Consider the following 23,528-nt stretch of genomic DNA (forward strand, 5'->3'; position numbering starts at 1 on the left):
CAGTAGACCGGGGGTCGTGAAATCAATGAGTTACGCGCAAGGCAACGATCCGGCCGTCGCCCGTTGACCCGTCGGGCAAAACAGGGGCATGACGTCACGATCAGCCCGCAGCGATAGCAGCATGAACGACGAGACGCCTCGGAAGCGGCGATCTGTTGCCGTGGACCAATTCACCACCGACCGCCTGACCGCCGAGCGGTTGCGCGAGGATCACCTCGCCGACCTCGTCGCGCTGCATCGCGACGCCGAGGTCTCCCGCTATCTCGGCGGGGTGCGGACGCCCGAGGTCACGAGGGCTTATCTCGCAACCAACATGGCCCATTGGGACCAGCACGGCTTCGGACTCTGGACGCTGCGAACGAAGGACGGGGCCTTCGCCGGACGGGCGGGCATTCGGCACATTCTCGTGGACGACGTCGACGAGGTCGAAATCGCCTACGCGTTCAAGCGCGAATTCTGGGGCCAAGGATTTGCCAGCGAGATCGCGACCGCGCTGACGGACATCGGGCTGTCACAGCTCGCACTGCCGTCTCTCATCGGCATTGTGTATGTCGGGAACGGTGCATCGCGGCGCGTGCTGGAGAAGTCGAACTACCAGCTCGAGCGAAGCACGAACCGTCACGGCGAGGACGTCGTGATCTACCGCATCCGGCAGTGAGAGCAGCAACGGGATGGACCGCGAGCGGACCGTTTGTGTTCATTTTTGAACCGACACCATCCACGGGTCGGCACAGTCTGAGCGGCAACGAACCGGTCGCCGGACCGCCAGTCGGGCGGGAACTCAGGCCCGGCATCGGAGTTCCTTAGACGGACCTTTTCAGTCATCCGGCTCCGGCATGCGCCTGGAGCGCATGGAGCTTTGGGAAGATACGCGTAAGGGGGGTTCATGACCGGTCAATCCTCCGCTGCCCCAGGCAGCGACTTCAAGGATTTGCCGCGGGTGTCAACCGGCAGCGAAGGGCTGGACGACATCCTTGGCGGCGGCCTCGATGCCAACCGGATGTATCTCTACGAAGGCCGGCCGGGCACAGGCAAGACTACGATTGCGCTCCAATTCCTTCTTCGGGGCGTGCGCGACGGCGAACGCGTTCTCTACATTTCTCTCTCCGAGACCAAACGCGAGCTCACTGTGGTGGCGCGGCGGCACGGCTGGTCACTGGACGGCGTCGACATCTTCGAGCTGGTGCCGCCGGAAACGACGCTCGATCCCGAGCGCGAGCTCACGGTTTTTCATCCCGCCGAGATGGAGCTGAGTGAGACCACGGGTCTGATCTTCAAGGAGGTCGAACGGATCAATCCCACCCGCGTGGTGCTCGACAGCCTGTCCGAATTGCGGCTGCTGGCGCAGAACCCGCTCAGATACAGGCGCCAGGTTCTGGCCCTGAAGCACTTCTTCACCAATCGCAACTGCACCGTCGTGCTACTCGACGATCTTTCATCGTCCCAGGACGATCTGCAACTGCATTCGATCGCGCACGGCGTAGTGATGCTCGAGCAGTTGGCCATCGACTACGGTGCCGAGCGGCGGCGGCTTCGCGTGATCAAGATGCGCGGCATCCGTTTTCGCGGCGGCTTTCACGATTTTACGATCGCGCAAGGGGGGCTGCGGATATTTCCCCGGCTCGTCGCAGCCGAGCATCACAGATCATTCGACGGTGAGATGGTGACCAGCGGCAACCCCGAGCTCGACCAGCTCCTGGGAGGCGGGCTCGAGCGCGGCACCAACGCACTTCTCCTCGGCGCGGCCGGCGTCGGCAAGTCGTCAGTTGCGCTGACCTACGCCATCGCGGCGGCGGAACGCGGCGAGCACGCCGTATTCTTCGCCTTCGATGAAGGGCGCGGAACGGTGGAGGCCCGCGCCAGAGCGCTCGGGCTGCCGCTGGACAAACATCTCGCCTCCGGAAAGATCCGGTTTCAGCAGATCGATCCGGCCGAATTGTCGCCGGGTGAGTTCGCGGCAACGCTCCGCCGGAGCGTCGAGGTCGACAATGCCCGCATCATCGTCATCGACAGCTTGAACGGTTATCTGAACGCGATGCCGGATGAACGTTTCCTCGTCCTGCAGATGCACGAACTGCTCAGCTACCTGGCCCAGCAGGGCGTGCTCACCATCCTCATCCTCGCCCAGCATGGGCTTGTCGGTCCCATGGATACGCCGCTCGACCTCAGCTATTTGAGCGATGCAGTCGTGATGCTGCGCTATTTCGAGTTCGCCGGAACGGTTCGGCGCGCCTTGTCGGTCGTCAAGAAGCGCAGCGGCGGCCACGAGCACGGCATCCGCGAATTCCGGCTCGGCAGCAGCGGGATCAAGCTGGGCCCGCCTCTTCATGAGTTCAGCGGCATCTTTTCCGGCAATCCGCGCTATACCGGCACGGCCCTCCCGGAAGGGCCGCTCGAATGAGCGCGCAGCGCGATCACCGCGTTCTCGTCTTCGCCCCGGTGGGCCGCGACGGGCCGGCATCGGCCGAACTTTTGCGCAACGCGAACCTCGAGGCGGTCAATTGCCGGGACTTGGCCGAACTCGTCACCGAAATGACGGCAGGCGTCGGCACGGTGTTTCTTGCCGAGGAAGGATTGTTCGGCAAGGACACCGCGGCGCTGGCGCAGTGGATCGCCGGCCAGCCGCCGTGGTCCGATCTGCCCTTCGTCGTTCTCACCAGTCACCGGGAGCGGCCCGCGGTCGTCGCGTGGCGACGCAGTATCGTCGAGCTTCTCCGCAACGTGTCGCTGCTCGAGCGGCCGGTTCAGCCGATCACGCTGACCAGCGCCATCCAATCGGCGATGCGGGCACGCCGGCGCCAATATGAAATCCGGGCCTTGCTGGAAGCGCGCGAACAGACGGCGCAGGAGCTCGAGAAGCTCGTGATCGAGCGGACCCGGGCGCTGGAAGAAGCCAACGAGCAGCTTCGGCTCGAGATGAAGGAGCGCGCCCGGGTCGAGGAAACGCTTCGGCAGGCCCAGAAGATCGAGGCCATCGGCCAGCTCACCGGTGGTGTCGCCCACGACTTCAACAATCTGCTGATGGTGATTTCCGGCGGGCTCGACATGCTCGACCGCCAGACGGATCCGAACCGCCGTCGCCGCCTGATGGATGGGATGATCCAGGCCGCGCAGCGCGGTGCCAGCTTGACCAAGCAGCTTCTGGCATTTTCTCGGCGGCAGAAGCTGCGGCCGCAGCCCGTCGACGTCGCCGCGCAGATCGGCGGAATGCGCGAACTGCTCGATCGCAGCCTGAGAGGCGACGTCCACGTCGAGTTCGACTTTCCGGAGCAGCTTTGGCCGGTCGAGGTCGACCCCGGCGAGCTCGAGCTGGTCATTCTCAACCTGGCCGTCAACGCCCGCGATGCCATGCCCCACGGCGGCACGATCATCGTGCGCGGAGAAAACCTGCCCGATCTCAAGGACGATCAGATCTCCGGCGACTACGTCCGGCTATCCGTGATCGATACCGGCATCGGTATGCCTCCGGAGATTCTCTCGCGCGTCTTCGAGCCGTTCTTCACGACCAAGGACGTCGGCAAAGGGTCCGGGCTTGGGCTCGCGCAGGTCCATGGATTTGCGACGCAGTCGCAAGGCACGGTGCGCATTCAATCGGAGGTCGGCCGCGGCACGAGCATCGAGCTGTACCTGCCGCGATCGTTCGATGCTCCGTCGAGCCCGCGACATCTCGTCGATCTCACCAGGGCGAGGCCCAAGAAGAGCAATCAGGGCCGGATCCTGCTGGTGGAAGACGATAACGAGGTTGCCGCGCTGGTCAGCGAGATGCTGGGCCAGCTCGGCTACGACGTCACGCGCGCCTCCAGCGCCGCGGCAGCGCTTGGTGCCCTGGCGGATGGCCGTCCCATCGATCTGATCTTCTCCGACATCATGATGCCGGGCGGCATGAACGGGGTCGAGCTTGCGCGCGAGATCAGGACAAGACGAAGCGACATACCGATATTGCTGACCAGCGGTTACGCCGAAGCCTCGGTCCATGAAGCGGAAAGCGCTGGTATCGAGATCCTGCCCAAGCCCTATCACATCGATGAGCTGGCTGCAGCCTTGGCCGCGGCGAAGTCAAGTCTTCGGCGCGATGCAGGCGCCAAACGCTCCAACTCGTGCTGAGAGTCCCTCCGGACTTCGCTGCGCTCAACTCCGAGCGCGATCTCCGGAGCCTTACCGGAAATATCCCAGCACGAGATCGACGTCGGCGCTGCGGGCCGCCGTGCCGTTCAGCTCGGCGTCGATAACGCGGCGGCAGGCGTCCACCGCGGCGTGGTCGCCGAGGTCGTTGGCGGCTTCCAGCACGAGCCAGGCGGCGTCCACCGAGGCCTTGTCCGAAGCTGCGCCGCCGAGATCGGTGGCGCCGGCATTGGCGAGATTCTTCTTGCGAACGGCGGTGCCGAATTGAGGTAACATTGCAGGTACTCCCCTCTCCTCAGTGGACCTGTCAGTGGACTTGAAGTTCGGGCTGACGGCCCGCATCGGCACCCGCGCCGGTCTTGCGCGACTGGTAGAACTTCAGAATGCTGCGCGACGTCTCGATCTTGAGCCGGCCGTACTCGCGCTCGTTGTCCTGGAGCTCGCGCGCCGTGATCAGATGATCCTTGGCGCCGAGGAACAACAGCGACATCGTCGTGTCCCAGGAGAAGTCGAGCGCCTTGCACAGCACCAGGATCATCTCGCGGTTGCGGTCCATCAGCGCGCGCTCGATCACGTCGACCGGCAGCGCCGACAGCAGCGACAGGCCGATCTGCACCTCGTCGAAGCGATGCTGGCGGGCATAGTTCGAGATCGAGTCCTGGTTGAGATTGCCCTGGCGATACTGCGTCGTGACCACGCGCTTGGCGACGAAATAGCTGCGCGAGGACGGGCCGAACTTGGACTGGAGATCGCCGGTGACCTCGGTGACCGAGCTCTGGATCTGCGACATCATCTCGGGCCGCTCGGTCTCGAGGCGGCGGCGGACGTCTTCGGAGGCTTTCGCGATCAGCTGCTGGAAGATGTGGCGCGGCACGTCCTTGCGCAGGCCGAGCTGCTCGGCAAGGATCGAATCGCCCTCGGCGCGGCGGACCATGTGCAAGAGACCCGAGCCGGAGAAGCGCGCGCCCTCGTTCTTGGCGACCGAAGTCACGACCTCCTGGTTGCCGCGCTTGACCAGCACGTCGGTCACGGCTTCGCCGATCGACTGGCGCTGCGAGATCGCCAGCAGATGCGCCTGGCCCTTGGTCATGGCGCTCTGGACCAGCATCTTCTCGTCGATGCGGTTGGAATCGCGTAGCACGGGACCGGCAACCGCGATCTCGTCGTCGAGGGCGAGCCTTTCGATGACGTTGAGCGGGGCGTGATCGCAGGCCGACATCACTTCGGAGAGCTGCGCGCGCGCTGCCACCTCGATCTCGTCGGCGAGCCGGCCGATCACCTCGCCGAACATGCTGATCTCGTCGTCGCTGTAGCGGCCGGTGATCAGGATGTCGGTCGCATGCCATAATGCGCGTGACCGGCTTTCGTCGGTGCCGCGCGCGATCGCGTCGTCCAGATCCTGCAGAAGCGATTTCGCCCCGTTCATCTCGATCACCCCAGTTCTTGGCAGCCCGTTGGCGAGCCGTCCCGCCGCTCGCGGCGCGACGCCGAATTCCTCTGGGAACCCACGCTAGAGATGAAACGCGAGAATTCAGTAAAGTCGGCAAATCAGTTTTGCCGACGAAAATTCCGTCAAATGCGAGGGAATGGATTTACTGTTGTGCAAGAGCCGAGAAGCTTTGGGCACTGAAACCTCTCCGCGTCATGGCCGGGCTTGTCCCGGCCATCCACGCCTTGCCGCATGGCACAAAGAACGTGGATGCCCGGGACAAGCCCGGGCATGACGAGCATCGGCAACGGAGCGCTTTAGATAGCGCCGTCTACGGATTCTGCGGCGTCAGCACCAGCGGCGGCTTCGGCCTGGGCTTGGCGGGCGGCGGGCCCGGGGCGGGCTTCACGTCGATGGCCGGAGGGAGCGGCGCGAGCTGCTGGCTCGCGAGCGGCGGGCTCGTCAGTGAAGGGCTTGTCAGTGAGGGGCTTGGCGCGGCGGGCGCGGCCTGCGGAGCTTTCGGGGTCGGCGCCACCCTGGGCTTTGCCGGCGCGCGACGCGGGTCCTGGCCCGGCAGCGGCACGTTGGGTGGCGCCTGCTCGGTCGCTATCTCCGGGGACACCAGCGTCGGCAGCGCAGCGGTGGCCGGCGGCGGCTCGCCGCGCTCGATGGCGTCGAGCCGCCGCGTCTCGCGATCGATCGTGCGCACCGCAAGCCATGACGACAGCGGTGCGAGGTCGATGGTACGGCTCAGCCTGTCGGGCGGGCCTGCCGCAAACAGCTGGATCTCGGGCGGGGCGCCGGAAAGCCCCGTCATGATCGGCGTCAGGCTGGCGCGGATGTCGGCCTGGTCCGCCGGAATGTCGTAGCCGCCGGAGACGATGGCGCGGGCGTTCTTCGCTTCCAGCGGCGTTGCGCCGATGCGCAGGCGGCCGTCGCGGATCGTGAACGGAATCTGCGCCGAGGGCACCGCGATGCGCCCCGCCGACAGCGCGGGCTCGACGAGCTGCCGCAGCCGGTTGTCGTCATTGACCTGGCCGCCGTCGCTGGCGCGGATGGCGATCTCGAACGCACGCGGATTGAGGCCGGCGATCTCGGCGGATTCGAGCGTCACCGTGCCGTTCCCGGCGAGCGCACCGGTCAAGGCCGCGACGCTGCGGCCCTGGCTGGTCAGCGCCATCTGCACCGAGGCGCGCCCCTTGGGCAGGGCGAGGTCGCGATAGCGCAGCGCCGCCGCATCGACGTTGCTGAGCTCGATGCGCGCGTTCAGCGCAAGCCCACCCGCGCCATTGCGCGCGTCCAGGCTTGCGGACATGTCGCCGCCGCCGACGCCGCCCTTGAGCGCATCGAATGCGAGCGACTGGCCGTCGCTCCGGATCGTGCCGCCGAAGGGGCGCAGCTCGATGCCGCCGGGCAACGTTCCGCGTAAGGCCTGGAAGGCGATGCGGCCGCGCCAGCCGCTGACCAATCCTGCGCTGAGCGGCTCGCCGGACTCACGACCGGCTGCGCCGACGGCGATTGCGAGCGCCGGCGCCAGATCGAGCGAGTCGAGACCGACCTCGCCGTCGATGCTCTTGTCCTGATCGAGCGTCACCGAAACATGGCCGCGCAGATGCGAGCCCGCGGCATTGCCGTCGAGATCGCCGAAGGTCAGGCGATTGCCGGAGAGCGTGAGGCGGGAGGACAGGCTGACGTTCTGCGCCGACTTGCCGGCCGGGCTGGTCCCGAGCAGCGGCGCCAGATTGGCGTTGCGCACGCGCAGGTTCACGCTCGCCTTCGGTTCGAACGATTTGGGCTCGAACGATTTGGGTTCGGACGGTTTGGACTCCGACCATTCGACGCTGCCTTGCGCGTCGGCATCGAGCCCGCCGCCGCTGAGCTTTGCGTTCAATTGCGAGGGACGGCGCCAGGCTCCGCTCAACCGTCCTTCGAATTGCGAGGCGCCCTCGCCCGCGGCCACGATGCGGTCGAGCCCCAGCAGTGCCAACAAGGCGCCGGCTTGCGGCGCCGCCACTTTCGCGTCCAGCGTGAAGTCGCTGTTGCGCAGGCGTTCGAGGTCGATACCGCCGATGGCGGCCGCCGGCGTCTGCGCGGCCAGGGTCGCCGTCGTCTTGAGCTGCGGTGCGTCGAGGTCGAGCACGAAGCGGGCATTGCTGCGATCGGCATGCTCGGCGTTCTTGTCGAGGCTGAGATCGAGCTTGAGACGGGTCGCGCCGGGCAAGGACGGGAGCGCATCGAGGCGCGCGCGCAGCGCGGGCGCGAACGGCTCGACCAGCGCGGTGAGCTCGCGCAGCGAATTGGCCGAGGATTTCAGCGCGAGCTTGCCGGTCGTCTTGGTGCGGTCGAAGCTGCCGCTCGCCTCCGAGGTCACGCCGCCGCCCTGGCCGAAGCGCAGCTGCTCCAGCGACAGCGACGCCGGGCTGTAGGCGAGCCTGGCTGCGAACGGCCGCAGCTCCTGGCCGGCGGAAATCGCGCGGCCGATATCGAGCGAGAGCTTTGCCTCTTCCGGCCATTCGCCTTGCGGCCCCGCCAGCGCGCGCACGAAGCTCGTGGCGGCATCGAGGTCGAGCCGGTCGGCCCTGAGGTCCGCATCGATCCGCGAGCCGTTGCTCGCGCCTGTCTGCACGAAGACGATGCGGCCTTCGATCGCGCCGCCATCGATGTCGGCCTTCAGCCTGTCGATGGCGAGATGATTGGGTGCGATGGTGACGTCGCCCGCGAGACGCAGCGGCCGCGTGCTGCGGCGGGTGATCTCGCTGCGGCCCTGCAGCCAGGCCACCAGCGTGTCGGGATCCGGGGATTCAACGCTGAGCCGGCCGCTGAAACTGTCGGCGCCGGGAGCCGCGCCATTGAGCGAGACCTGCGTCATGCCCGGCGCGCGCAGCTCCAGCCGCCGGAAGGTCCAGGACCGGCCGTCGGTCGCAAGCTCGGTCGCGATGTTCTGGAGCGGACGGCCGCCGAGCATGATCTGATCGGCATTGAACTCGATCTGGGCAGGGATCGGCACCTGCGGGATCGCCGCCAGCCCTGCGCGCAGCGCCGGCAGGACGCGCTGCGGATCGGCATCATCCTTGGCGGTCAGCCTGTCGGCATCGACCTGCCGCGCCGACAGCACCGCGCGCAGCAAGGGCGATGCGCCAAACCTGAGGTCGCCGACGCCGCCGAGCTTCAGCGCGGTGTCCTCCGGGCCGAAGCTCGCGTCGATCTGCTCGAATTTGGCGCCGGCCGGATCGGCCTTGAGCCTGGTCGCCAGCTTCCAGGGCGTCGGCCCCGCCTCGCCCGCCTTCCTGGCCGCGGGCACGGCGAGAGTCAGCGCGCCCTCGAATTTCGGCTGGCGATTGTCGAAGGCGAGCACGCCCTCGAGATCGGCGAGGATGGCGCGCTCGCCGGGATCGATGTTGAGGTGGAGACGGGTGGCGCTGCCGTCGGCGCTGGGGCCGGAGGAGACACGGAACGGGTAGCGCACGCCGCGCGCGGTGAAGCTGCCGTCGCCCCGCACCGAGCCTGCGAGCGAGCGCACATCGCCGGAGAAGGCGATGTCGTTCAATTCCAGCGTCGAGCGGCTGGCGGCATCGTGCAAGGCGATGCGGCCGGTGAGGTTCAGCCGCTCGATGGCGAGGGAGGCCAGGTTGAAGGTGCCGCTCGCGGTGGAGGGCAAATCGACCCGTCCGCGCGCGTCCAGACCAAGATCGACCGCCATGCCGCCGACCGAAAGCTCGGTGGCGCGCCATTCGCCGCGCATCAGGGAGCCGAGGCTGAACTCGACATCGAGCTTGTCGGCGCGCAGGCGGCCGAGATCGTTGTTGCCGCCGAAGGTGACGCCGCGCAGCCGCAGCGTCGGCGCCGGCAACAGCCGCGCATCGAGCTCGCCCGCCACCCGCACCGGCACGCCGATGATCTTGCCGGCCTCCGCCTCGAACTGGGGCCTGAACTGGTTCCAGTCGATGTAGTAAGGCCCGATCAGCGCGGCCAGCAGCGCAATGATGAAGGCAATCGCCAATCCGAGCAGCGTCGTCTGCACGGGTCTCCCCTCGGCCAAACCGGCCTGGGCCGAAGCTGAGAGCCTCAGGCGCGCCGGAACAGCCCCTTATATAGGGGGAAGTATGGCGAAGTCACAGCGACTGTTGCGCGCGGAGGTTAACGCGCAAGCCCCCTCACCAGCTCGCCGGCAGCCGCTTTAGCCCGCGCAGCACGAAGGTCGGCCGCCATTCCGGGGTCTCGATGTCGTCGATGCGCAAATCCGGCAGCCGCCGCAGCAGCGTGGCGATGGCGATCTCGGCCTCGATCCGCGCCAATTGGGCCCCCAGGCAGAAATGGATGCCGCCGCCGAACGACAGCGGCTTGACGTTCGCCCGGGTGACGTCCAGCCGGTCGGGCCTGTCGGGGTAGACCGCGCCATCGCGGTTGGCCGAGCCGAGCAGGCACAGCACGGTCTCGCCCTTGGGGATCGTCACGCCGCCGAGGTCCTCGATCTCCTCCAGCGTGACGCGCCCGGTCATCTGCACCGAGGAATCATAGCGCAGGAACTCCTCGATCGCGTTCGTCATCAGCTCCGGTTTCGCTTTCAGGAGCGCAAGCTGATCCGGGTTGCGGTGGAGCGCGAGCAGGCCGTTGCCGATCAGGTTGACCGTGGTCTCGTGGCCTGCGCCGAACAGCAGGATGATGTTGGCGGTCAGCTCCTCGTTGGTGAGCTTGTTGCCGTCCTCCTCGGCCTGCACCAGCTGGGTGATGAGGTCGTCGCCGGGATTCTTGCGGCGCAGCTCGAACAGCTGCTGGAAATACATCTGCGCCATCAAGTTGGCGGCGTTGCCCTGGCGGATCTCCTCGGGCGAGAGCGGCACGGGGTCGAGCAGCCGTCCGCCGTCGCGCGAGCTCTTGTAGAACACTTCGCGATGCTCCTCGGGGATGCCGAGCATGTCGCAGATGATGGTGACGGGCAGGCGGAAGGCGAAATCCTCGATCAGGTCCATGTGGCCGCGCTCGATCACGGCATCGATCGCCTGGTCGACGATCTCCTGGATCCGCGGTCGCATGTCCTCGACGCGGCGGGCGGTGAAGGCCTTCACGACGAGGCCGCGCAGCCGGGTGTGGTCCGGCGGATCGGCTTGCAGCATCCAGTAGCTCATGCTGCGAAACACCGGCTCCTTCATGATCTCCGGGCCGTAGCGGCGCGTGGTCCGTTCGACGAAATCCTTGCCGAAGCGCTTGTCACGCAGCACGAGACTGACCTCGGCGTGCCGGCTGGCGACGTACTGGCCGAAAGGCGTCACGTGGATCGGATCGACCGTGCGCAGCCGCTCATAGTGCGGATAGGGATCGCGGATGAAATCCGGCGAGAGCGGGTTGAACAGCGGTCCGCCAGCGGGTTGCACTTGCTCGTTCATGGTGACCTCGGATCGGTTGCCGCACGACACGCATACGCAAGGCTGCCCCATCGCCCGGCGTAACCATCCCTGTAAATTATCAACTCGATACATTGTTGTATCGAGTTGCATTCTGCCCTAAGCTGCGCCGATGTCAAGGGTGAGAACCAGGCCGACCAGGGACGACACGCGCGAGGCGCTGTTCGAGGCGGCCGCGCGCGTGTTCGAGGCGGACGGCATCGGCGGCGCCAGCATCGAGGCGATCGCGGCGGCGGCGGGCTTCACCCGCGGCGCGTTCTATTCGAACTTCAAGAGCAAGGACGAATTGATCATCGCCATGCTCGAGGACCATGTCGCGCAGTCGATCCGGCGCAACATGGACATCCTGGCGCAGCACGACAATCTCGACGACTTCATCGCGGCGTTGAAGACGATGGACCGCAGCCGCCAGGATCCGCTCGGCCGCTCGCCCCTGCTGCACATGGAGATGATCCTGTTCGTGGCGCGGGCCGAAAAGCGCCGCCCGGAGCTCGCCAAACGCCTGCGCGCGCGGCGCAGGCTGGTCGCCGACATCATCGAGGCGACATCGAAGAGCAACGGGCGCAACGTCAATCTGAACCCGCCCTGGATCGCCTCCGTCGTGCTCGCGCTGGAAGACGGCTTTCGCCTGCACCGGCTGATCGACCCCGAGACGACGCCGGCCGACAGTTTCCTGCGCGCGATCACGGATTTGCGGCGGAGGACGGGATTGGCCTCAGCCTAGCGGCGCGGGCGGCGCAGCCGCGCCGATAGGCTGATCGTCAGCAGACCTGTTCGGTCAATCGATAACGCCTTGCTCGCAGATCGACCGACACAGCAAAGCGCCGCGATCGGAACAGAAGAATGGCCTCGCAGCAAACAAACTGGCTTCGCTCCTTGCAAATGCATGAAACTCGTATATATTGAAGTCGTTCGATTAGCCGCTGTGCCTTGTTGAATGCGCCCGCGGGCTCCTTTTCCAAAGACATCGACGAAGTTGAAGGTAACCGCGCGATCGTCGCGCGGGATGCGCTCGCGCGCTTTGGAGAAGAAAATGACGACAGGTACGGTCAAGTGGTTTAACGGCCAAAAGGGCTTCGGTTTCATCCAGCCAAACGACGGTGGCAACGACGTGTTCGTTCACATCAGCGCCGTTGAAAGGGCTGGGCTTGCCGGTCTCGGCGAAGGCCAACAGGTCAACTTCGAGATCAAGACCGACAAGATGCGAGGCAAAGTCAGCGCCGAGAACCTCTCGCTGGCTTGAGATCGTTGCGCCGTTTCACGGATGTACTGAAACGGTCGCTTTGCCCGCTCAATCCCTGGATTGAGCGGGTTTAGTCTTTGCGGATCCGGGTGAACGATGAGCAGCAAGAAGCCGGCAGAGCCGTCACCCGAAAGCATTACACGTTCCGATCGCAAGCGCCTGGCCGCCGAAGAGGGCGCGCGGGCATTGGCGGACGTGGAAAGGCAAGCCATCGAGGTTCGCAAGAACATGGCGCGACTTCGAGAGGCGCGCCAGGCGAGGGAAGCGGCCGATGAAGCTCTTCGATCGACTTTGCCGGTGCCTAAGCTCAAGAAGCGGACAAGGAAGTTGGCGCGATAGCCGTCTTCAACGCCGCCTGCGAAATCTGAAGTGCCGATCCCATGCCGGAGAGTGCAGATCGTGCCTCGCATAAAGCCAGATCACGGAACCATCACATTCTTTCTCGCGTCCGGCGCAAATCGGCAGATGTGCCGGCTTGCAACGACATTCAACACGCAGAAGCAGGCCTTCAGCTATCTACAGAAGCATCGCACGGAGTTCGAGCGCATGGCGCGGGCGCGCCTGGCTTCAGGAGAGCTCGAGGAAGGCATTGTCGTGCTTTCGATGCTCTAGCGAAGGCCGTTCTGCCGCCGGTCGCTGATGCGTTCCTACCGCTCAAAGGCGGCTACGCCGACTGCTTCACGGCAACCTCGTCCGCCACAAGGTCAAGCCGCCCCAGCATCGCCCTCGCCTGCTCGGCGCAATGCTCGATCAGCCAGCGCTCGAAGGCGACCGGCGGCAGCGGGGGAGCGTAGAGGAAGCCCTGGACGATGTCGCAGCCGAGCTCGGCCAGCGTCTTGCGCTGCCCCTCGGTCTCGACCCCCTCGGCGACCACGCTCATGCCGAGGCCCTGGCCGACGCGGACCACGGCGGTGGCGATCGCGAGCGCGCCCGCGTCCTGCTCGATGTCGCGCATGAAACTGCGGTCGATCTTGAGCTCGCGGATCGGCAGATGCGCTAGCCGGCTGAGGCTGGAATAGCCGGTGCCGAAATCGTCCACCGAGAGGCCGACGCCGAGCTCGCGGATCGCGTTCATCGTCTCCAGCGCCGCGGCTCCGTCCTGCATGAACGCGCCTTCGGTGATCTCCAGCATCAGCGCATCCGGCGGCAGATCGTGCTCGGCCAGGATGTCCTTGAGCCGCGCGGCCAGCGTGACGTTGCGGAAATTGATCGGCGACAGATTGACCGAGACGCAGGGGATGTTGAGCCCGGCGCGGCGCCAGCTCGCCATCTGACGGCAGGCCTCGCGCACGGACCACATACCGATCTGCTCGATCAGCCCGCATTCCTCGGCGAGCGGGATGAACTTTGCCGGCGAGACGTCGCCGAGCACGGCATCGCGCCAGCGCGCGAGCGCCTCGACGCCGTGGATCGCGCCGTCGCAGCTGCGAATCTGCGGCTGATAGCTGAGGCTCAGCACACCTTCCGCGACGGCGCGGCGCAACGCCGCGATCAGCGCCAGCCGCTGCTCCGCGAGCACGTTCATCTCGGCACTGAAGAGGCGATGCGTCGAGCGTCCGGCCTGCTTGGCCATGTACATGGCGGCGTCCGCCTGCTGCATCAATGTGTCGATGTCGGTGGCGTGATCCGGATAGAGTTGATTCCGATGCTGGCGGACATCGGCATCAGCTTCGATCCGAGCCGCAACGGTGCGGACAGGGCCTCGGTGATCCCGGCCGCGATGCGCTCAGCGGCCTCGGCATTGCGTTGCGGCAGCAGGATGACGAATTCGTCGCCGCCGAGCCGTCCCAGCATGTCGTCGGGACCGATCTGCTCGCGCAGGCGCTGCGCGAGCAGGATCAAGAGCTCGTCGCCGGCGGCGTGGCCGAGCGTGTCGTTGACGTCCTTGAAATGATCGACGTCAAGGAAGGCGAGCGCGACATGGCCTCCGGTCGGACAGGCATTGATCGCGGTCGTGATCAGGTGGCGCAGCTGCGCGCGGTTCGGCAGGCCGGTGAGCATGTCGTGATAGGCGAGCCGCGCGATTTCGGCGCGCGCCTCCTTGCGCTCGATCGCGAACGCGCCGAGGTTGACGCAGGCATCGACGATCTGGCGGTGCCATCTGCTCGGCGCCCGCGGTTCGCGATAATAGAAACCGAAGGTGCCGATGACCCGGCCGTCCTTGGCCTTGATCGGCGTCGACCAGCAGGCGCGCAAGCCCACTTCGAGCGGCCGCGCCTTGTAGGGCTGCCAGCGCGGATCGGCATCGATGTCGGCGACCAGAACCGGAATGCCGTAGAAGGCTCCGGTTCCGCACGTGCCGACCTCGGGACCGATCGCGATGCCGTCGAGCGAACGGGAATAGTCCTCGGGCAAGCTCGGGCCGCCCAGCGGATGGAGCAAGCCGGCGGCATCGACGTGCAGCAGCGAGCAGACGACGCCGGGCGCGATCTGCTCGACGCGGCGGCACAGCCGATCGGCGATCTCGGTGATCGGCGCCTCGTCGGCGAGCGCCGCCATGATCAGTTGCTGCAGCGAGCGCAGCTGCCGGGATTCGGTGATGTCCTCGAGTAGCGCGAAGATGTGCTTGACCCGGCCTTTCTTGTCGCGGAAGGCGTCGATCCGGGCAGAGACCCAGATCTCCTCACCATCCCTGTCGTAGACGAGCACCTCGGCCTCGTCGCGCTGGCCGCCATGCATCAGCCGCTTGACGAGCTTCGCAATCGCCTTGCGATCGGTGTGGCGGCCGGCAATGAGCTCGCCCGCGCGGCGGGCTTCGGCCTCCTCGCTGGTATAGCCGAACAGCGCCGTGAACGCGGAATTGACGTAGACGATGTTCTGCTCGACATCGGTGATGATCACCACGCGGTTGGTCTGGTCGGAGACCGCGTGGAGAAGTGCGATCCTGGCGCGGCGTTCGGCATCGAGGGTGACGTCGCGCGCGAACACAATGTGATGGGTCGCGCCGTCGACCGTCGCCGACGACATCGCGACCTGCGCCTTGATACGGCTGCCGTCGCGCCGCACGAGGCTGATCTCCTCGCGGAAATCCGCGGTCGCACCGGCCTTGAGACATTTGAGGGTGAGGACGGCGGCATCGCGGCCGAGCACCTCGGCGGCGGCGAGCTTCCAGATCCGTTCCGCGGCGGGGTTGAAGTGAGTGATGCGATGCGCCTCATCGACGATGACGATGCCGTCGTCGGCGCGTTCGAGCGCGGCGCGCAGCACGTCAGGAATTTCTGTCGAAAGGTGATCGGAGGCGGACATCGTCTGGACCAGCGGCATCGGGAAATGCGGCAATCGGCGAGAGGTTAACGCTGCGATGGTGTCCAAGACGTTTTTGCAGTTCCGTCGCGCCGCGCCAAGAGGCGGCATGATTAACGCTTCGCGAAAACGCCGAAGGTATCTTGAAGCTTACTGGACCTATTCGGATGCCGTTTTAAGCTTGTGCAGCCGGCCGGCCACTGCCCGCACCTTGCCCGGCGCCGCCCGCCAGATCGCGAGCGCCGACAGCCCGCTCATGACGATCGCGAGGGCGAAAGCCAGCGTGTAGTCCCCGGCGCGATCATAGAGAACGCCGGTCAGCCACGGTCCGGCCGCACCGCCCGCCAGCGCCGCGAGCATGATCGTGCCGAAGATGCTGCCCTGGTGCCTGCCCTGGAAGATCTCGAACACCACCGCGCCCATGATCGAGGTGAGGCCGTAGCCGAGCGCGCCCTGCGTGAACACCATCAGATAAACCAGCCAGAGCGAAGCTTGATATCTCAGCGCGATCAGCGCGGCGAAGCAGACGACGAAACCCGCACAGCTGATCGCCCACACCCACTCCCGGCCGATGCGGTCGGAGACGTGCCCCAGCACGATCTGGCCGGGAATGCCGAGCAGGCTGACCATGCCGAGCGCCCACACCGCAACGCCGGGGCTGAAGCCGATATCGAGCAGGAATTTGGTCTGGTGCACCTGCACCGCATACCAGATGTACAGGCCGCAGAAATAGCCGAGCCCGATCCACCAGAACCGCGCGGTCGCGACGGCGCGCCGCAGCGTCCAGTCGGTGTTGACCCAGACGTGATCGACCACGTTGGAGACCGGGCTTGCCGCGCCTGCGGCGGGGGCGGCATCGCCGTCCGGCTGGAGCCCGATGTCCTCCGGGCGCTTGTGCAGCAGCAGGTTGATCGGCGCCAGCGCGATCAGGACGAGCAGGCCCATCGCGGTGCAGGCGGTGCGCCAGCCGGTCTGCTCGATCATGTGCTGCGCCCATGGCAGCAGCGTCACCGAGCCGATACCGACGCCGGCGAAAGCGATACCGATGGCGAAGCCGCGCTTGCGGATGAACCAGTTCGGCAGGAACAGCGACTGGCCGGAATAGCCGAGACAGACGCTGCCGGCACCGACCATAACGCCGATGGTGACATAGAGGTGCCACGGCGCGCTGGTCAGCGGCGCCAGCAAAAGGCCGCCGCCCATCAGCACGACCCCGAGCTCCATCACCGCGCGCGGACCGGCGCGGTCCATCAGGCGGCCGATCAGCGGGCTGACCACGCCCGACACAACGAAGCCGAAGGAGAAGGCACCCGCCGTGACGCCGCGCTCCCAGCCGAACTCGGAGATGATGGGTGGAAAGAACAGCGAAAAGGCGGTGCGCGCGTTGACGCCGATCGCCATGGTGACGAAGGTCACGGCGACGACGATCCAGCCGTAGAAGAACGGAAGCCGCATGTTGTGTGCTTGTTTCATCCCTAGACGGTTCTTCGGACCATCTGGGGATGTCCGGGTCAAGCGCTTTTCGCGCATGCCTCGGGCGCGCTCAGGCGGCGTCGAGCCGTGATGATTTGACCGGCGCGTCGAACAGGATCCGCTCGATCGGATGCGGCCGGCCGAACAGATAGCCTTGCGCAAAATTGACGCCGAGCGCCTTCAGCCGGTCGAACTCCTCGCGCGTCTCGACGCCTTCGGCCGTGACCGACATGTCCAGTCCGCGCGCCAGCGTCACGATCGAGGAGATGATGGCGGAAGAGCGCGGCTGCTGCGTCAGATTGCGAATGAACGACTTGTCGATCTTGATCTTGTCGAACGGGAACGCGGTCAGGTAGCTGAGCGAGGAATAGCCGGTGCCGAAATCATCGAGCGCGAGCTCGACCCCGAGCTGCTTCAGCCGCTCCATGAAGGCGTGATTCTCGCTGCCGCGCTCCAGCAGCACGGATTCCGTGATCTCGATCTCGAGCCGCTGCGGCGGCAGGCGGGAATCGGCGAGCGCCGCGCAGATCATGTCGAACAGCTCGGCTTCCTTGAACTGGATCGGCGAAAGATTGACGGCGATCATGAGATCGGCAGGCCAGCCGGCTGCGTCCGCGCAGGCGCGCCGCAGCACGAATTCGCCGAGCGGCACGATCAGCCCGGTCTCCTCCGCAAGCGCAATGAACTGGTCCGGAGGGATCAGGCCGCGCGTCGGATGCCGCCAGCGCACCAGCGCCTCGAAGCCGCGTCGTTCGCCGCTGAGGGCGTCGACGAACGGCTGATAGTGCACCTCCAGCTGGCAGCGCGCGATGGCGTCGCGCAGATCTCCTTCCAGCGTATTGCGGGCCTCCAGCTCGGCCGACATCGCCTCATCATAAACAGTGAAGCAGTTGCGGCCGGCCGATTTCGAGCGATAGAGCGCGAGATCCGCTTTCTTGAGGAGCTGCTCCTGATCGCTGCCATGATCCGGCGCAATTGCGATGCCGATGCTGGTGCCGATCTCGACGCGGTGTCCGGGCAGCAGGAACGGCTCGCTCACGAGCTTGGCGATCCGCGCCGCCAGATCGGTCGAGCAGGCGCGCTGGTCCTCGCCGGCTTGCTGGATGATGGCAAATTCGTCGCCGCCGAGCCGCGCCAGCACGTCGTTGGCGCGCAGCGCGGATTTCAGCCGCTGCGCCACCTGGCGCAGCAGCGCATCGCCGGCCGCGTGGCCGAGGGAATCGTTGACGTTCTTGAAGCGATCGAGGTCGAGCATCAGGATCGCGAAGGGCTCGCCCCTCACGCTCAACTTGCCGTTCATCTCGTCGAGCCGGGTGAGGAAAAAGGCGCGGTTCGGCAATCCCGTGAGGATGTCGGTCTGGGCAAGCTCGAGCACGCGCCGGTTCGCCAGCGACAGCCGCCGCGAATTGCGGCTGGCGAGCATCAGATAGGTCGACAGCGACAGCGTCAGCAGCATGCCGACGACGAGGACCGCAACCGCGCGGTCGTAAGTCGTCGCCAGCGGACCGCCGGCGGTCGGAACCGCCCGCACCTGCCAATCAGTGTCGCCGATCTTGAGACTGCCCGACCAGTGCAGGGTCCGCGCGATGTCCCGCATCGACCGCAGCGCCGAGGCGGCCGACGCATAATCCGGCAGCATCTGCTCGAGGCTGACGATCTGCGCCGTGTACGGCGGGAAGACCGTCATGCTGACCGCGGGGCTGGCTCCGGTGGTCACGCGGATAGACTGGATCAGCAGCGGCAGGTCGAAGACGCCGACCACGACGCCGGCGATATTGCGGCGCCGGTCCGCGATCTCCTCGCGCGAGGTTCCCTTGGCGTAGACGGGAACGACGACGAGGACATAGGACGGCCGGTCGCTGTCCTTCGGCCCGAACAGGCGCGTGCGCATGGCTGCGACGCGATCGTTGTCGCGCGCGCGCTCCAGCACCGCCCGTCGCTCCGGAACGGTCGTGTAGTCCATGCCGTAGACCGACGAGGTCTTCGGCTGCGTCGAGTAGAACACCGGAAAATATTCGTCACTCTGCGGCGCGATGACGAAGCTCTCGCCCTGCAGCGCCTTGATGTGATAGCTCGACACACCGTCCCGGATCGCCGCGGCCTCGTAATCCGCGCGCTCCTTGCGGTTGATCCGCGGCAACCAGGAGATGCGCAGCATGCCGGGGTGACGCTCGAACAGGCGGGCGCTGAAGGTCTCGAATTCGCTGCGGGTGACTTCTTCGTTGGTCGATTCGAACAACGTGCGCAGCGCGAGAAGTCTCGATATGTACTCGTTCATGCCGTTCTGCAGGACGATCGCCTGGGTCTCGGCTGCGTTCTCGAACTCGATCCTGTTGACGCGATCTTCCCACCGCGCGACGGCGGCAGCGCCCACGATCGAGAACAGCAGGCCAACGCCAACCGCGACGAGCGCAGGACGATAGAGCCCGAGCAGCGGCGCGGCACGCCACCATCCGCCTCTACGTCTCCGATCCTGATCGTTCTGATCGCGACCGCCCATCTTGAAGCCGCCGTCCCCTGTCCGCGACGAACCGAACCTCTGGTTGAGGTGCCGGTGCCGCTATCGGAACAAGACGGCGGTTAAGAAGTGCACAATTTCGGAAACCAGCCGTACCGCAATGCGGAAACTAGTTAACGAAGTGCACGAGCGATCCCGGCTTTCTCGACATAAGTTGCCGGTTTTCCCCGGTGCAATACGGCCTCTCTGCGCCGTGGCGCTTAGCGAGCTATTCAGCCTCGCAAGGCTATGTTGCGCAAGGTTTCTTTCAAGGATCCGGCAAGCCTCCCGATGCATCGAATTCGATCAGCGAGATCCGTCGTTCTGACCATCGCGCTTCTGGCCGCGACCACGCTGGTTGCGAGGGGCAACGAGGCCGGCATCAGCGAGGATGCAATCCTGTTCGGCCAGGCCGCGGCGCTGGAAGGCCCGTCCTCTGCGCTGGGACAGCGCATGCGGCAAGGCATCGTCGCCGCATTCACCGAGGTCAATGCCAAGGGCGGCATTCACGGCCGCAAGCTCCAGCTCATCAGCCGCGACGACGGCTACGACCCCGACCGTTCGGTGGCGCAGACGCTGCATTTGATCAACGACGACAAGGTGTTCGCGCTGATCGGTGCGGTCGGCACGCCGACCGCGATGGCGACGATACCGATCTCCAGCTCCAGGAACGTGCCCTTCATCGGCCCGTTCACCGGCGCCGAGTTCCTGCGCGATCTCGAGCTTCCGAACGTCGTCAACATCCGCGCCAGCTACGGCGCGGAGGCGGAAGCCTGGATCAAGCATCTCACCGAAGATCGCAAGTTCACCCGCATCGGCATCTTCTACCAGGACGATTCCTTCGGCCGCGACGGGCTTGTCGGCGTGAAGCGGGCGCTCGCCAAGCGCGGGCTCGAGCTCGCCGCCGAGGGCACTTACGAGCGCAACACCCGCGCGGTCGGCCAGGCCTGGCGCATGATCAAGCGCGCCGACCCCGAAGCCATCGTCATGGTCGGGACCTATGGTCCGTGCGCGGAGTTCATCAAGCTCGCCCGCCGCGGCGGCGCTCGTCCAACCTTCGTCAACATCTCCTTCGTCGGCGCCGTTGCGCTCGCCGCGGAACTCGGCCCTGAGGGCGACGGCGTCATCGTCTCGCAGGTGGTGCCGTTTCCCTGGGACCGCTCGCTCAAGCTCGTCGCCGACTACCAGGCGGCCCAGAAGGCGTTCGACCCGACGCTGACACCGGATTTCGTGTCGCTGGAAGGCTATCTGTCCGGCCGGCTTGCGGCCGCGGCGCTGGAAAAGGCCGGCCCCAATCCGACCCGCGCCAGCCTGCTGCGCGCCATCAACGATACCGGCCGTTTCGACATCAGCGGCAGCATCGTCACCGTCGGCACACGCATGCTCGACACGCCGCCGAAGGTGTTCCTGACCGTGATCCAGAAGGACGGGACGTTCAAGGCGGTGGACCGGCTCTAAGACCCTTCACGGCCGCCGCGTCCAGCGATCGGCGTTGACGGCGCCTTGCGGGATTTCTCCCCTCGCGATGGCCTCGACCTGTCGCACGGTCTCCAGCGACTGGTATTCGATGGCCTGCGGCGTCAGCCCGCCGACATGGGGCGTCGCGATGACATTCGGCAGCTTGGCAAGATCGGGCGTCGGCATCTGGTCCGGCGCGCGGCCGACATCCATGGCGGCGCCGGCGATGCGGCCCTCACGCAGCGCGCCTGCCAATGCGGCCTCGTCGACCAGATTGCCGCGCGAGAGATTGATGAAGACGGCGTGCTTCTGCATGCGCGCCAGCGCCGCCTCCCCGATCAGGTTTTCGGTCTGCTCGTTGGCGATGGCGAGGCAGACGACATAGTCCGATGCGGCGAGGAGCTCGTCGAGATCGACCTGCCGGATCGCGGCATCGCTGACGGTTACGAAGGGATCGGAGACCAATACCTCCATGCGCAGCACTTTTGCGATCTCGGCGAGGTAGCGCCCGATGCTGCCGTAGCCGATGATGCCGATCCGGCTGCCGGAGAGTTGGCGGCCCATCCGTGCTTCCGGCTTGCGGCCTGCCTGGTAATCTGCGGTGGTCCGCGACACGCCGCGGGAGAGATCGACCATGAAGCCGAGCGCGAGCTCGGCCACGGCCTGCACGAAGCCGGGCCCGGCGCGGGTCACGAGCACGCCGGCTTGCGAGGCCGCATCCACGGCGACATTGCGGATGTCGACGGCGCAGCGGACGAAGGCCCGCAGACGCGGCAATTGCGCAAAGATCTCGCCGCGCCCTTCGGTCATGCGGTCGGCGACGATGATGTCGGCGTCTTTGGCTGCGCGCACCAGGCCGGCGGCGTCCAGCGGCTCATCCTTCTCGTGCAGGATCACCTCGGCGGCCGCCCGCAGGCCGTTCAGGCTGCGATCGCCGTAATAATTGCGCCGCATCTCCGGGGTGTGCGCGAGCAGGACCTTCACGACAAGCCTCCCTCACTGGCAGAATGCCCGCGTCAGCGCGGTCGAAAGGTCTAGCACAAGGACGGCTCCGGCAGATACCCTGCCCCATTTTGCCGCGGCCCCTGCGTGATCCAGCGCACAGACGCCCTCATGGCGCGGACTTAGAAATAGTGACATCATCGTGCGCATTGCCGTTGGAGGTGACATCATGCGCCGTCCAGTCTTTTCGAATTTGCTTCTTGCGTCCGGCCTTCTCGCACTCACCCAGTTGGTGACGCCCACGGACGCGGCCGCCGAAGCGCGGCTTGCGCTGGTGATCGGCCAATCGGCCTATCGCACCGTGCCGGAGCTGCCGAACGCCGCCAACGACGCCAAGGGCATGACGGAGCTGCTCGGCAGCGCGGGCTTCACCGTCACCACGGCGGCCAATCTGGCGCAGACCGAGATGCGCGCGGCGATCTCGGACTTCGCCGGCAAGGTCAGTGCCAGCGGCCCCGACACCGTCGCGCTGGTGTTCTATGCCGGCCACGGCCTTCAGATCGACGGCGAGAACTATCTGGTGCCTGTCGATCTCGATCCCAAGCGCGAGGCCGACATCCCGCTGCAGGGCGTGCGGCTGAACGACATGCTCAACACGCTCGGCGCGCTGCCGACGCGGGCGCGCATCTTCATGCTTGATGCCTGCCGCAACAACCCGTTCCCCGCGCTCAGCGGCGCCGGCCACGGCCTTGCGATCGTCGATACCAAGGCCGGCGCGCCCGGCTCGTTCATCTCCTATTCGACCTCGCCCGGCGCCGAGGCCGAGGACGGCAACGGCCTCGACAGCCCCTACACGACGGCCGTGCTGACGGTCGCCAAGCAGCCGAACCTGCCGATCGAGGAGATGTTCAAGCGCATCCGCGTCGCGGTGGCGCAGTCGACCGACGGCCGGCAGATCCCCTGGGAAAGCTCCTCGCTGACCACCGATTTCAGGTTCTTCGGCGAGAGCGGCGGCAGCACGCCCGCTCTTCCCGGCGCATCCGCCATGGCGCTCGCCGGCGGCACGCGCAACGTCGCGGACTGGCGCAAGACATTGCAGGGCAAGCCGGCCATGGTCGCCTATGAGCTCGTGATCACCGAGGACACCGTGGAGGCGTATCAGGCCTATATCGAGCTGTATGCCCAGGACACCCGCACGCCGCGCCTTCGCACCGTGCTGGAGCGGCGTCGCCAGATGCTGGCGTGGGAGCGTGCCACCGCGATCAACACCCGCGCCTCGTTCGAGGCATACCTCGCGAACTGGGACAACAGCGATCTCGCGGCAACCGCGCGCCGGCTGCTGCTGCGCGTGCAGAACCGCAACTACACCGTGCCCGTGGCCGCCGCGGCGACGCCCGTCGCGGTCGCGATGGCGCCGACCTGCCCGTGCTCGACGCCCGCGACCCCGGCAACGCCGGTCCCGCCCGTGATCAAGAAGCGCGTCGACGAGACCCCGCCGAAGCGCAAGGTGGTCGAGACGCCGCCCAAGCGACGGCCGCCGTCCGAGCAAGTGGTCTACGAGCGCGCGCCGCCGCCGGATCGCGGCCCGCCGCCGGAGGCCGTGATGCAGGGCATCGGCATCGGCGTGGGGATCGGCCTCGGCATGGGAATGGGCGGCCGCGGCGGCGACCATAACAGCGGTGGCTACCGCAGATACTGAGCCGGTCCGTCACCAGCAAC

17 protein-coding genes and 1 pseudogene are annotated in these 23,528 nt (G+C 66.3%); 9 read left to right on the forward strand and 9 right to left on the reverse strand.

Annotated elements, in window-relative coordinates; all coding sequences use genetic code 11:
• Window positions 1–160: 160 nt before the first annotated feature.
• From I6F33_RS14835 to I6F33_RS14845, 3 genes are all read left to right on the forward strand, one after another.
• A complete protein-coding gene (locus I6F33_RS14835) occupies window positions 161–658 on the forward strand; it encodes a GNAT family N-acetyltransferase (RefSeq protein WP_225143060.1) in 498 nt (165 codons plus the stop codon).
• A 228-nt stretch (window positions 659–886) separates the two neighbouring features.
• Window positions 887–2,401 carry an ATPase domain-containing protein gene (locus tag I6F33_RS14840; protein ID WP_225143061.1) on the forward strand — a complete coding sequence of 505 codons (1,515 nt, stop codon included), beginning with the start codon at window positions 887–889 and terminating at the stop codon, window positions 2,399–2,401.
• On the forward strand, window positions 2,398–4,104 hold the full coding sequence (locus I6F33_RS14845; RefSeq protein ID WP_225143063.1) for an ATP-binding protein: 1,707 nt from the start codon (window positions 2,398–2,400) through the stop codon (window positions 4,102–4,104). Before I6F33_RS14840 ends, I6F33_RS14845 begins: the two co-directional genes overlap by 4 nt.
• Window positions 4,105–4,155: 51 nt before the next feature.
• Here the strand turns inward: I6F33_RS14845 and I6F33_RS14850 are convergent, their stop codons facing one another.
• From I6F33_RS14850 to I6F33_RS14865, 4 genes are all read right to left on the reverse strand, one after another.
• Window positions 4,156–4,398, reverse strand: coding sequence for a hypothetical protein (locus tag I6F33_RS14850; RefSeq protein ID WP_225143065.1), 243 nt, complete (start codon window positions 4,396–4,398; stop codon window positions 4,156–4,158).
• A 31-nt stretch (window positions 4,399–4,429) separates the two neighbouring features.
• Window positions 4,430–5,548, reverse strand: a complete 1,119-nt coding sequence (locus tag I6F33_RS14855) for a DUF2336 domain-containing protein (RefSeq protein ID WP_225143066.1) — start codon at window positions 5,546–5,548, stop codon at window positions 4,430–4,432.
• Window positions 5,549–5,882: 334 nt separating this feature from the next.
• A complete protein-coding gene (locus I6F33_RS14860; RefSeq protein WP_225143068.1) occupies window positions 5,883–9,572 on the reverse strand; it encodes an AsmA-like C-terminal region-containing protein in 3,690 nt (1,229 codons plus the stop codon).
• A gap of 133 nt (window positions 9,573–9,705) precedes the next feature.
• Window positions 9,706–10,935, reverse strand: a complete 1,230-nt coding sequence (locus I6F33_RS14865; protein ID WP_109144942.1) for a cytochrome P450 — start codon at window positions 10,933–10,935, stop codon at window positions 9,706–9,708.
• 130 nt (window positions 10,936–11,065) lie between these two features.
• On the opposite strand from I6F33_RS14865, the gene I6F33_RS14870 reads away from it, so the two are divergent.
• Window positions 11,066–11,677 carry a TetR/AcrR family transcriptional regulator gene (locus tag I6F33_RS14870; protein ID WP_109144943.1) on the forward strand — a complete coding sequence of 204 codons (612 nt, stop codon included), beginning with the start codon at window positions 11,066–11,068 and terminating at the stop codon, window positions 11,675–11,677.
• Here I6F33_RS14870 and I6F33_RS14875 read toward each other — a convergent pair.
• Complete coding sequence (locus tag I6F33_RS14875) at window positions 11,674–12,006, reverse strand: hypothetical protein (protein ID WP_225143070.1); 333 nt, start codon at window positions 12,004–12,006, stop codon at window positions 11,674–11,676. The two genes, I6F33_RS14870 and I6F33_RS14875, sit on opposite strands and share 4 nt — an antisense overlap.
• On the opposite strand from I6F33_RS14875, the gene I6F33_RS14880 reads away from it, so the two are divergent.
• From I6F33_RS14880 to I6F33_RS14890, 3 genes are all read left to right on the forward strand, one after another.
• Window positions 11,987–12,196, forward strand: a complete 210-nt coding sequence (locus I6F33_RS14880; RefSeq protein WP_109145937.1) for a cold-shock protein — start codon at window positions 11,987–11,989, stop codon at window positions 12,194–12,196. The genes I6F33_RS14875 and I6F33_RS14880 overlap by 20 nt on opposite strands.
• 96 nt (window positions 12,197–12,292) lie before the next feature.
• A complete protein-coding gene (locus tag I6F33_RS14885; protein ID WP_225114925.1) occupies window positions 12,293–12,535 on the forward strand; it encodes a transcriptional regulator in 243 nt (80 codons plus the stop codon).
• Between the two features lie 51 nt (window positions 12,536–12,586).
• The gene (locus tag I6F33_RS14890; protein WP_036006506.1) at window positions 12,587–12,808 is read left to right on the forward strand and encodes a hypothetical protein; all 222 of its coding nucleotides are present in this window, start codon (window positions 12,587–12,589) and stop codon (window positions 12,806–12,808) included.
• A 52-nt stretch (window positions 12,809–12,860) separates the two neighbouring features.
• Here the strand turns inward: I6F33_RS14890 and I6F33_RS14895 are convergent.
• From I6F33_RS14895 to I6F33_RS14905, 3 genes and pseudogenes are all read right to left on the reverse strand, one after another.
• Window positions 12,861–15,442 (reverse strand): annotated as a pseudogene (locus I6F33_RS14895) (EAL domain-containing protein).
• 156 nt (window positions 15,443–15,598) lie between these two features.
• The gene (locus I6F33_RS14900) at window positions 15,599–16,894 is read right to left on the reverse strand and encodes an MFS transporter (protein ID WP_225143222.1); all 1,296 of its coding nucleotides are present in this window, start codon (window positions 16,892–16,894) and stop codon (window positions 15,599–15,601) included.
• Between the two features lie 88 nt (window positions 16,895–16,982).
• Complete coding sequence (locus I6F33_RS14905) at window positions 16,983–19,412, reverse strand: EAL domain-containing protein (protein ID WP_225114923.1); 2,430 nt, start codon at window positions 19,410–19,412, stop codon at window positions 16,983–16,985.
• Between the two features lie 288 nt (window positions 19,413–19,700).
• Here I6F33_RS14905 and I6F33_RS14910 point away from each other — a divergent pair, with 288 nt between their 5' ends.
• The gene (locus I6F33_RS14910; protein WP_225143072.1) at window positions 19,701–20,867 is read left to right on the forward strand and encodes an ABC transporter substrate-binding protein; all 1,167 of its coding nucleotides are present in this window, start codon (window positions 19,701–19,703) and stop codon (window positions 20,865–20,867) included.
• A 6-nt stretch (window positions 20,868–20,873) separates the two neighbouring features.
• Here I6F33_RS14910 and I6F33_RS14915 read toward each other — a convergent pair whose 3' ends face one another.
• Complete coding sequence (locus tag I6F33_RS14915; protein ID WP_225143074.1) at window positions 20,874–21,851, reverse strand: hydroxyacid dehydrogenase; 978 nt, start codon at window positions 21,849–21,851, stop codon at window positions 20,874–20,876.
• Window positions 21,852–22,038: 187 nt separating this feature from the next.
• On the opposite strand from I6F33_RS14915, the gene I6F33_RS14920 reads away from it, so the two are divergent.
• Window positions 22,039–23,508 (forward strand): caspase family protein, encoded by a 1,470-nt coding sequence (locus tag I6F33_RS14920; RefSeq protein WP_225143077.1) that lies wholly within the window; start codon window positions 22,039–22,041, stop codon window positions 23,506–23,508.
• The last annotated feature ends 20 nt before the right edge of the window (window positions 23,509–23,528 follow it).

This window comes from Bradyrhizobium sp. BRP20, from assembly GCF_020194215.1.
Classification (GTDB): Bacteria; Pseudomonadota; Alphaproteobacteria; order Rhizobiales; family Xanthobacteraceae; genus Bradyrhizobium; species Bradyrhizobium yuanmingense.